Genomic DNA, 10067 nt, shown 5'->3' with positions numbered 1-10067 from the left:
GGCTGCAACTCCCTCGCCGGAGCCCGCCTGAAACTCTCCGGCATGCACTGGAACATCCCCGGCGCCACCGGCATCCTCACCCTCCGAGCCGAACACGCCAGCAACCGCCTCGACACCATCTGGACCCACCACCACAACCAGACACCAACCACACCGATCAGCGCCTAACCGGACCGCCACCTACAAATGTGTCTCGCACCCCCGTGTCCGCCGGGTGACGCGGAATGTCCGAGGCGACTGACATCCTGTCGTGTTCGCGAGAACGTGGGCCGCTGCACCGCGGCCCACCGGACCTCACCGCAAGGACATCGCCGTCATGCCGCCGCTCATCAGATCCGCCCGCACCGCACCGCCGCCCTCATCGGGCGGCAGCCGCTACCGGAACCTCACCGAAGACCAGATCGACGCCATGCTGCCGCCCGGCGACCTGGTCAAACACTTCGTGCTGCGCGCGGTGATCCAGCACATGCTCTCGCTGATCGAGGTGTGCGACTTCTTCGACGACCACATCGCGGCCAGCGTCACCGCCTTCACGCCCGTCGCCGACCGCTATCCGCGGGCCGTCGCCGCCAAAGCCATCCGGCGAGCCGTCGGCACCTGGCAGGGCTGCCCCGAAGCGCTCTGCCGCGCCGACCCGGATACCGCAGATCGGGACGGGTGAATTGACCGGAACGAGCGATACGTAGACTGACCCTCGCCAGTACACCCCGTGTGGGGCAGGAACCCGGTGCGACTCCGGGGCTGACGCGCAGCGGTATGGGTGACGCACGGGCACACGCCACTGGAGAGATCCGGGAAGGCGCCCGGCAGCGGACGATCCCGAGCCCGAAGACCTGCTGGCTCCCGGCACACACCGTCGCCGGGGATGGCGCCGGGCCGCGCGACACGGTCCGCATCACGAAGAGGTCCCCGCATGATCCGCCGTCTCGCCCTGGCCGGCTGCGCAGCCCTGCTCCTGGCAGGCTGCAGCGCCACCGACGACGACACCCCCGTCGGCGCGTCCGCCGACGGCTCCTTCCCGACGTCCGTGGAGAACTGCGGGGAGAAGGTCACCGTCGACGCCGCCCCGCAGCGCATCGTCTCCCTCAACCAGGGCACCACCGAAGTCCTGCTCTCGCTGGGTCTGGCCGACCGCATGGTGGGCACCGCCACGTGGACCGACCCGGTCCTGGACAGCCTGGGTGCCGACAACGAGAAGGTGAAGCGGCTCGCCGACAACGCGCCCTCCTTCGAGGCCGTGCTCGCCGAGGAACCCGACTTCGTGACCGCCTCGTTCAGCTCGACCCTCGGCAAGGGCGGAGTGGCCACCCGCAAGCAGTTCGCCGACTTCGGCGTCCCCACCTACCTGGCGCCCTCCGACTGCGAGGGCAAGGTGGCCAACGGCGGCGACGGCGCCCGCGACCAGCCGGTCACCCTCGACGCCGTGTACAAGGAGATCGACCAGATCGCGCAGCTCACCGGTGTCCCCGACAAGGGCACGGCCCTGGTCGACGACCTCAAGGCGAAGGTCACCGCGGCCCGCGACAGCGTGCACGTCAAGGACGTCAGCGTCCTGTACTGGTTCGCCAACTCCGAATCGCCCTACATGGCCGGCTGCTGCGGCGCCCCGGGCATCATCGACCGGGAACTGGGCCTGCACAACGTCTTCGACGACACCACCGACGAATGGCCGCAGATCAACTGGGAAGTGGTCGCCGACCGCAACCCGGACGTACTGGTGATCGGTGATCTGACCCGCAAGAGCCAGACCGCCGAAACCGCCGAGGCCAAGATCGCCTTCCTCGAATCCAATCCGGTCACCCGGGAGATGGACGCGGTCAAGAACAAGCGCTACATCGAGGTCACCGGCGCCGAGATGAACCCGTCGCTGCGGACCGTGTACGGCATTCAGACCGTCGCCGACGGACTGAAGAAGCTGGGTCTGGCGGATTGATCGGCCTCGAGCGCAGCCCGGCCCGCATCGCACTGCTCTGGCTGGCCGGGCTCGCGCTGATCGTCGTCTCCATCGCCGGGGCGCTCACCATCGGGCCGTCCGGGCTCGGCCTGTCCGACGTGTGGGCGTCGTTCCAGGCCAAGATCACCGGCGGCGACTCCGGGCTCAGCGGTATCCGCGAAGGCATCATCTGGAATCTGCGGCTGCCGCAGTCGCTGCTGGCCGCCGCGTGCGGGGCCGGACTGGCCGTGTGCGGTGCGGTCCTGCAGTCGCTGTTGCGCAACCCGCTCGCCGACCCGTTCGTGCTCGGCGTCTCCTCGGGCGCCTCGCTCGGTGCGGTGTCGGTGGTGCTGCTCGGCGTGGGCGCCGGCGTGATCGGCATGGCCGGCGGCGCCTTCCTCGGAGCCGTCGTCGCCTTCGCGCTGGTGCTGCTGCTGGCGGCGCTGGCCGGCGGCACCACCGACCGCGTGGTGCTGGCCGGTATCGCCGGCACCCAGCTGTTCTCGGCGCTCACCTCGTTCGTCGTCTACACCGCCGCCGACGCCGAACAGACCCGCGGCGTGCTGTTCTGGCTGCTCGGCTCGCTGGCCAACCCCACCTGGACCGAGGTGAGCACCTGCGCCGCCGTCACCGCCGCCGGCCTTATCGTCTGCCTGCTGTGCGCGTCCGCGCTCGACGCCTTCACCTTCGGCAACGACGCCGCCGCGTCGCTGGGGATCCACGTCGGCCGCACCCGGATCCTGCTGCTCGGGGTGACCGCCCTGATCACCGCCGTCATCGTCAGCGTCGCCGGGGCGATCGGCTTCGTCGGACTGGTGCTCCCGCACGCCGCCCGCGCGCTGGTGGGCATGCGGCACCGCATCATGATGCCGACCGTCGCCCTGATCGGCGCGCTCTTCCTGATCTGGGTGGACGTCCTGGCCCGCACGATCATCGCACCGGAGGAACTGCCGGTGGGCGTGGTGACCGCCATCGTCGGGGTGCCCGCCTTCATCGTCGTCCTCATCCGGCAGGGACGCCGATGAGCCTGCACGCGAACGGGATCGGCTGGGACGTGGGGCGCCGCCGCATCGTCGACGAGGTGAGCCTGCGCGCCGAACCCGGCACCATCATCGGACTGCTCGGCCCCAACGGCTCCGGAAAGTCGTCGCTGCTGCGGGTGCTGGCCGGTCTGCGCCCGCCTGCCCGCGGCACCGTGCTGCTCGACGGCACACCGCTGCACTCGATGTCGCTCCGCGCCGTCGCCCGCCGGGTGGCGTTCGTCGAACAGTCCGTCGTCACCGACCAGGACCCGACCGTCGCCGACGTGATCGATCTGGGCCGCACGCCGCACCGGCGCGGCTGGTCCGGGGCGTCCGCCCAGGACCGCCGGGTCCTGGCGCGGGTGTGCGAGCAGACCGAGCTGACCGGGCTGCTCACCGAGCGCTACCGGACCCTCTCGGGCGGCGAACGCCAGCGCGTGCAGATCGCGCGGGCCTTCGCCCAGGAACCGACCGTGATGATCCTCGACGAGCCCACCAATCATCTCGACATCAAATACCAGCTGAGCCTGCTCGAACTGGTCACCGAGCACGTCCGCACCGCGCCGGCCGCCGCGGTGATCGCTCTGCACGACCTGAACCTGGCCGCGATGTTCTGCGACGAGGTGCTGGTCCTCGAAGGCGGCCGGGTGGTGGCCGCCGGCACCCCGCCGGCCACGATCACCGCCGAGGCCATCGACGGCGTCTTCGGCGTGCACGCGACCGTCGCCGAGGACGACGGGCTGTACGTCCGGCTGCGGCGGGCACTCGGCGGTCCGGACGGAACGTAGGGCGCGTCCGCTCGCCGCCGACGGCGTATGAGTATCCGCTGATGTGCAGTGCGTCGGCGTCTCTGGATCGCCAGAAGCAGAGGAAAATGGCAGGTCAGAGGACGTAGAGAAGGTTGCGCGGGGTCGAGGCCCCGGAATGTCAGTACCGCGTTGCACAATGGATTCGAACGTACAAGCTATAGCGTGTCGGCTCGCGGGGGAGGTGAACGACGATGACATCTACGGACGGTTCGTCGGTGTGGGGGCGGGTGGATTGTTCTGCTGCGGGGATGGTCGTTCCCGGGCATGAGGCTGGTGTCGATGCGCAGTGTCGTGGGTGGATGGCGTATGCGGTGGCTGCGCATCGGGGTCAGTCGTTTCTGTATTTCGCGCAGTTGCAGGCGATCGCCGAGTTTCTGGATCTGGCGTTGGCGGAGGTGGGTGCGCAGGTTCAGGCCGGTGTGGCGGAGCGGGATCTGCTCGATCCGTGGACGATCACCGTTGAGGAGGTGGCGATCGGGTTTGCGGTGCCGACTGGCCGGGCGCGGGCGTTGGTGGCTGAGGCGATGGCGGCCGTAGATCGTTTGCCGGGTACTGCGGTGTTGTTGCGGGATGGGGTGATCGATCCGGACATGTTCACTACGGTGGTTGATCGCACCGACATCGTCGACGACCCGGCGATCCTGGCCGTGGTGGATGCGGATCTGGCGTCGGCGTTGGGCAGGGCCGGGCATGTGTCGGTGCGGGCGGCGCGGCGGATCGCTGATCGGGTCGTCGCCGGCCGGGATGTGGATGCGGATCGTCGGCGGCGGGAGAAGAACCGGTCGCGGATGAATGTCGTGCACCGTGATCGCGGGGACGGCCTGGGTGGGGTGACGATCACCGCCGATGCGGAGGAATCGCGTCTGGCGCTCGAGGCGGTCACAGCGTTGGCGAAGGGGTGTTGCCCGAACGATCCGCGGACCCCGGGGCAGCGGCGTTCGGCGGCGGCGATCGCGTGTTTGCGGCGGATACCGTTCACCTGCGCCTGCGGGGATGCCGCGACCTGTACCGCCACGCTGAGCGCCGAAGAGATCTCGCAACGCCAAGCCCGGATCGTGATTCACGCGGTCTGCCAGAAGAGCGTCCTCGAAACCGACGACGCCACCGAACCCGACGACGCCCCCGAGGACGGCGCCGGGTCGGTGCGGCGTCGGGACCGGGATGTGCCGGGGTATCTCGATGGTCACGGGCCGGTCAGTGCCGAGGAGATCCGGCGGCTCGCCGGACGCCCGGATGCTGTGGTGCGGGATCTGGATCTGGCCGAGTTGTTCGATCCCGCGCACGAGGGGGTGATCGGCCGGACCTGGCAGGACGCCGATCCGTATCGTCCGACGGCGACGGTCGATGCGCTGGTCCGTGCCCTGTTCGGGACGTGCACCGTCCCGGGGTGTGAACGCGCCGCCTGGAACTGCCAGCTCGATCATGTCGAGGAGTTCGACCAGATCTGCCCGGCCTCGGGTGGTCCGACGTGTCTGTGCAACCTGGATCCGAAATGCCTGAAACATCATCAGATCAAAACGCACCTAGGTGCCCTGCGTCCGCAGGACGGGTGGGTCGACGACCTGTGGATCGATGATGACGGACAGTTCTGGACCTCGATCACCACCGGGCACGGTGTCACCGCTGCGACCCGCGCGGAGAACCAATGGCTGTTCCCGCAACTGACCGGACTCCGCTGCCGGCACCGACGACCCGAGCACACCGCCGGGGACCTCGATCCCAGTACCGGCAGCGACGACTCCCGTCCCCGGGGCGGCGGCCTACAGGCCGCCACCGCATACAAACACGCCTGGCGCAGATCGGTCCGCGCCCGACACCGCGCCCTGCGCGAACAAGCCGAACACGACGCCGGACCACCACCCTTCTAGCGTCTGCCTCCTACGGCACCGCCCGTCGTAGGAGGCCGTTCGGTCGCGGCGAGGCCTCCTCAGTCCTCGTCGGCCGGTGGCTGCTCGGCCTCGCCGGCGCCGAAGGCCTCGGCGGGGTCGACATAGGTGATGATCAGGTCCCACGGACCCACACCCCACTCCTTGACCGCGTCGATGGCCAGCGAGCCGGTCACGTTCACCGCGTCCTCGTCGGCCGGGGCGGTCAGCGTGGCGCCGCGCGGATCGTCCGACGGCGGCCAGATCTCGCTCTTGGCCGGGGCGGGGGAACCCTCCACCAGCACGTGGATGGTGCCGTCCTCCTGCTGGGCCAGCCCGATCAGCACATACGGATTCTCCACCAGCGCGTCGCCGTCCGGGGTGTAGCCGAGCGGCTCGACCACCACTAGCTCGCCGCGGGCGAAGGAGTCCACCACCACCTGGGTGACGGTCTCCTCGAGCTCGGCCCACGGATCGTCCTGCGCCTGCTCCTCACCGGCCGGATTCAGGGTGAAGATACTGGTGCCGAACTCGGGCATCTCGGTGTCCCCGTCGGCGGCGGTGTCCTGGTCCACCTCCACCGGCTCGCCGTTCTGCACCAGCAGCAGGCCGCTCTCGTCGTGGAACATGCCCGCTTCCTGGCTGCGCCCGTTGACCGGGAAGGTGCGGGCGATGGCGCCGCTGCCGATGAGCACCGCCAGCTCCTCGTAGCCCTCCTCGTCGACGCTGTAGAGCGCCGATTCCTCCGGGGACGACCACAGCCGGATCAGTCCGCCGGCCGGGATACCGAGCAGCATCGGCGCCACGGTGGCTCCCTCCTCGATGGGGAAGTCGGCGTCGCCGGGCTGCGGGGTGCGGTCGGACATGGGGGAGGCCTCCAAAAGAATGATCGTCTAACGCTGCACCGCCGTGCACCGATAGTCCCAGTGAACACCAGGACCGTACCCGACGAAAGAGGAAGCCGATGACCATCGCGCGCACCACCGGGATCTGCGCCGCCGCCGCGACGGTGCTGCTGGCGAGCGGTCTGACCGCCTGCAGCAAGGACGACGACCAGACCGCGCCCGCCGGGACGTCCACCGTTCATGTGACGGTCACCGACAGCGCCTCCGGTGACGCCGGTCAGGGGTCGGGCGACGGCCAGGGATCCGGGGGCGGCCAGGGCTCCGGGGACACCACCGCGGCGGGCACCGGGCAGGAGGCGGCCACGCAGGTCGTGACGGTGATCGCCGTGGGCGCCGACGGACAGCCCCGCGACGGCTGGAGCGTCTCGGCGGACGCTCCCGGACAGGTCCAGTGCGGCGCGCCGGCCTACTCGACGCGGTCGGCAACCACCGGCGGCATGTACGACTGCACCCCGAATGCGGCCGGTGCGCACACCTGCTGGCCGGCCAAACCCGGCGACACCGGCCTGCTGTGCGCCTTCGATCCGTGGGAGACCGTGCTGCACCGGTTCACCGCCGATGCACCCCTGACACCGGTCACCCGGCCCGACGACCCGTGGCCGTGGGCGCTCGAACTCGCCGACGGCACCCGGTGCACCCTGCGCTACGGCGGCGCCTGGGGCGGCCGGTCGGACGATCTGCGCGGCGCCTACGGCTGCTCCGGCACCGACGACGTGGTGCTCACCGAGGTGAACCAGAATCCGGTGGGCTCCTCGGCCGCGCAGTGGACGGTCCGGGTAGGACAGCTCGGCTCCGGTACCCCGGACCTTCCCGCGCCGACCGTCGTGGGGGTGACGACAGCCTACTTCACCGCCGCCGAACAGTAGCCGCGCCCGCACCGCGATCCCGCAGGGGTTCAATCCCGCCGCCTGCACTGCTAGCCTCGCCAGGTAAGGCAAACCTAACTCGGGATGTGACAGTGATTGTTGAAGCCATCGGCGTGGAGAAGTCCTTCAAGGACGTTCACGCGCTGCGCGGAATGAATCTGGCGGTGGCCCAAGGAGAGATCCTCGGTCTGCTCGGACCCAACGGCTCCGGCAAGACCACCACCATCAATGTGCTCACCACCCTGCTCCGCCCGGACGCCGGAACCGTCCGGGTGGCCGGGATCGACGTGGTGGCACAGCCGGCGCGGGTGCGCCCGCTGATCGGGCTCACCGGCCAGTTCGCCGCCCTCGACGACAATCTCACCGCCCGGGAGAACCTGGTGCTCTTCGGCCGGCTGTTCAAACTCGGCAAGAGCGCCGCCCGCGAACGCGCCGAGACCCTGCTCGAGGAGTTCGACCTCACCGACGCCGCCGACCGGCACAGCGGCACCTTCTCCGGCGGCATGCGCCGGCGCCTGGACCTGGCCGCCTCGATGATCGGCGACCCGAAGATCCTGTTCCTGGACGAGCCGACCACCGGCCTGGATCCGCGCAGCCGGAACATGCTGTGGGACAGCGTCAACCGGCTCCGCGATTCCGGAGTCACCGTCATCCTCACCACCCAGTACCTGGCCGAGGCCGACGAGCTGGCCGACCGCATCGTGGTCATCGACCACGGCACGGTGATCGCCGAGGGCACCCCGCCTCAGCTCAAGGAACTGGTCGGCGGATCCGTGTGCCGCATCGACGTGCCCGACGACGGTCAGCGGGTCACCGTCACCGAGATCCTCGCCCGGCAGTGGCAGGTGAGCACCTCGGGCAGCGAGCTGAGTGTGCCGGCCCAGGGACCGGGCACTCTGATCGACGTCATCCGGCTGCTCGACGAGCACCAGGTGGTGCCCGACGATGTGGGCCTGCGGCATCCGACGCTCGACGACGTCTTCCTCGCCCTGACCGGCCAGGCCACCACGACCGACGTCGCAGCGCAGCCGGCGGCCGCCGGCGAGGCGGGCGCATGAGCACCGCCTCCGCCGCGCCGGCGACGGCGCCGCCGGCGGCCCGGCCGGCACTGATCGCCGACAGCTGGTATCTGGCGTTGCGGCACCTGCGGCTGATGTCGCGCCGGCCGTCGTCGTTCGTCGGTGCGATCGTCTTCCCGATCATGTTCGCCGTGCTGTTCATGACCGTCTTCGGCACGATCATGGACCGTGGCGGACTGGACTATCCGCAGTACATGCTGCCGGCGGTGGTCCTGCAGAGTGTCCTCTTCGCCGCCATGTCCGGGTCGATCTGGGCCGCCGAGGATGCTGGCGGCGGCATGGTGTCGCGGCTGCGTGCCATGCCGATATCGCGTGCGGCGCCGATCATTTCGCTGCTGCTGGGCGAGGCCATACGCGCACTGATCGGGGCCACCGTGCTGATCGTCGTCGGCTTCATCATGGGCTTCCGGTTCCAGACCGGGATCCTGGGTGTGCTCGGCTTCTACGGGCTCGTCACGCTGGCCTCGCTGGCGTTCATCCTCCCGTACCTGGTCCTCGGCTTCGCCGTCGTCGATCCGGAGAAGGTCCAGGTGTTCGGCGGCATCGTCTTCTATCCGCTGCTGCTGGTGTCGATCCTGTTCGTGCCCGGCGACGTCTACCCGTCGTGGCTGCGGGGCTTCGCCGAGAACCAGCCGCTGTCCTGTGTGGCCGAAGCGCTGCGCGCGGTGACCACCGACGGCTCGGTGGACACCGCGTCCACCGTCGGCATCGCCGTCGCCTGGATGATCGGACTGCTCGCCTTCTTCGGGCTGCTCGCCCCGCGCGTCTTCGGGAGGGTCGGATGATCACCGATACCGCACTCATGGCCGGCCGGGGCCTGCGGCTGATGTCGCGCTCGCCGGTGATGGTCACCGCCACCTCGCTGATGCCCGTCGCCTTGATGGTGCTGTTGTCGATGTCCTTCGGGCGCATGGTCTTTCCCGGCGAACCGCTGGAGGTCTACATCCAGTACGCGGCCCCGCTGTATGTGGTGATGGGGCTGATCTTCGGTGGCATCTCCACCGCGGTGGGCGCCCAGCAGGACCGGACCTCCGGTTTCGACGACCGGCTGCGCACCCTGCCGATGTCGTCGGTGGCGCCGCTGGCCGGCCGGATCCTCGCCGACCTGACGCGCACCCTGGTCACCGTGGTCCTGGTGACCGCGGTCGCGGCGATCATGGGCTTCCGCTTCCACAACGGCGCCGTAGGGGTGCTGGTGTACGTCGGTGTGGCGCTGATCTTCGCCTTCGGCATGTCCTGGCTGATGGTGGCCATCGCCATGGTCTCCAGCTCGCCCGAGGACGCGGCCGCCGGGATCAACGCGATCATGCTGCTGCTCTCGTTCCTGTCCACCGGCATGGTGCAGCTGCACGACCTGCCCGGCTGGGCGCAGCCGGTGGCCCGCATCAACCCGGTCTCGCACGTGGTGGGGGCGTTGCGCGATGCCACCACCGCCGGCCGGCCGCTCTGGGGATTCGACGCCTGGATCACCCTGGCCTGGGCGGCCGGACTCACCGCCGTCTTCGGGCTGCTGGCGGTGCGCCGCTATCGCGCCCAGCGCTAGCCCCGCCCCCGGGGCCCGGCTGCGTTCCCGGGCACCCGGGCGGGA

Annotated in this window: 10 protein-coding genes and 1 riboswitch; of the genes, 9 read left to right on the top strand and 1 reads right to left on the bottom strand. The window is 69.9% G+C overall.

The window, feature by feature from the left end; all coding sequences use genetic code 11:
- Nucleotides 1–316: 316 nt before the first annotated feature.
- From ACJMNC_RS11945 to ACJMNC_RS11925, 5 genes are all read left to right on the top strand, one after another.
- The gene (locus tag ACJMNC_RS11945) at nucleotides 317–661 is read left to right on the top strand and encodes a hypothetical protein (protein ID WP_408948170.1); all 345 of its coding nucleotides are present in this window, start codon (nucleotides 317–319) and stop codon (nucleotides 659–661) included.
- A gap of 20 nt (nucleotides 662–681) precedes the next feature.
- Nucleotides 682–856, top strand: a riboswitch (cobalamin riboswitch).
- 57 nt (nucleotides 857–913) lie between these two features.
- Nucleotides 914–1933 (top strand): ABC transporter substrate-binding protein, encoded by a 1020-nt coding sequence (locus tag ACJMNC_RS11940; RefSeq protein WP_408948169.1) that lies wholly within the window; start codon nucleotides 914–916, stop codon nucleotides 1931–1933.
- Nucleotides 1930–2958 (top strand): FecCD family ABC transporter permease, encoded by a 1029-nt coding sequence (locus ACJMNC_RS11935; protein ID WP_408948168.1) that lies wholly within the window; start codon nucleotides 1930–1932, stop codon nucleotides 2956–2958. The genes ACJMNC_RS11940 and ACJMNC_RS11935 overlap by 4 nt, the downstream gene beginning before the upstream one ends.
- Nucleotides 2955–3743 (top strand): ABC transporter ATP-binding protein, encoded by a 789-nt coding sequence (locus ACJMNC_RS11930; protein WP_408948167.1) that lies wholly within the window; start codon nucleotides 2955–2957, stop codon nucleotides 3741–3743. The genes ACJMNC_RS11935 and ACJMNC_RS11930 overlap by 4 nt, the downstream gene beginning before the upstream one ends.
- Before the next feature lie 269 nt (nucleotides 3744–4012).
- Nucleotides 4013–5632 (top strand): DUF222 domain-containing protein, encoded by a 1620-nt coding sequence (locus ACJMNC_RS11925; protein ID WP_408948166.1) that lies wholly within the window; start codon nucleotides 4013–4015, stop codon nucleotides 5630–5632.
- A 59-nt stretch (nucleotides 5633–5691) separates the two neighbouring features.
- Here the strand turns inward: ACJMNC_RS11925 and ACJMNC_RS11920 are convergent, their stop codons facing one another.
- Nucleotides 5692–6495 (bottom strand): hypothetical protein, encoded by an 804-nt coding sequence (locus ACJMNC_RS11920; protein WP_408948165.1) that lies wholly within the window; start codon nucleotides 6493–6495, stop codon nucleotides 5692–5694.
- Between the two features lie 98 nt (nucleotides 6496–6593).
- Here ACJMNC_RS11920 and ACJMNC_RS11915 point away from each other — a divergent pair, with 98 nt between their 5' ends.
- The 4 genes from ACJMNC_RS11915 (at nucleotide 6594) to ACJMNC_RS11900 (ending at nucleotide 10022) form a co-directional block, all read left to right on the top strand.
- A complete protein-coding gene (locus ACJMNC_RS11915; protein ID WP_408948164.1) occupies nucleotides 6594–7400 on the top strand; it encodes a hypothetical protein in 807 nt (268 codons plus the stop codon).
- A gap of 92 nt (nucleotides 7401–7492) precedes the next feature.
- Nucleotides 7493–8458 carry an ATP-binding cassette domain-containing protein gene (locus ACJMNC_RS11910; protein ID WP_408948163.1) on the top strand — a complete coding sequence of 322 codons (966 nt, stop codon included), beginning with the start codon at nucleotides 7493–7495 and terminating at the stop codon, nucleotides 8456–8458.
- Nucleotides 8455–9264, top strand: coding sequence for an ABC transporter permease (locus ACJMNC_RS11905; protein ID WP_408948162.1), 810 nt, complete (start codon nucleotides 8455–8457; stop codon nucleotides 9262–9264). The genes ACJMNC_RS11910 and ACJMNC_RS11905 overlap by 4 nt, the downstream gene beginning before the upstream one ends.
- The gene (locus ACJMNC_RS11900; protein WP_408948161.1) at nucleotides 9261–10022 is read left to right on the top strand and encodes an ABC transporter permease; all 762 of its coding nucleotides are present in this window, start codon (nucleotides 9261–9263) and stop codon (nucleotides 10020–10022) included. The genes ACJMNC_RS11905 and ACJMNC_RS11900 overlap by 4 nt, the downstream gene beginning before the upstream one ends.
- The last annotated feature ends 45 nt before the right edge of the window (nucleotides 10023–10067 follow it).

Source organism: Gordonia sp. VNK21, from assembly GCF_046098115.1.
In the GTDB taxonomy this organism is placed as follows: Bacteria; Actinomycetota; Actinomycetes; order Mycobacteriales; family Mycobacteriaceae; genus Gordonia.
This window is presented reverse-complemented; position numbering and strand designations above follow the sequence as displayed.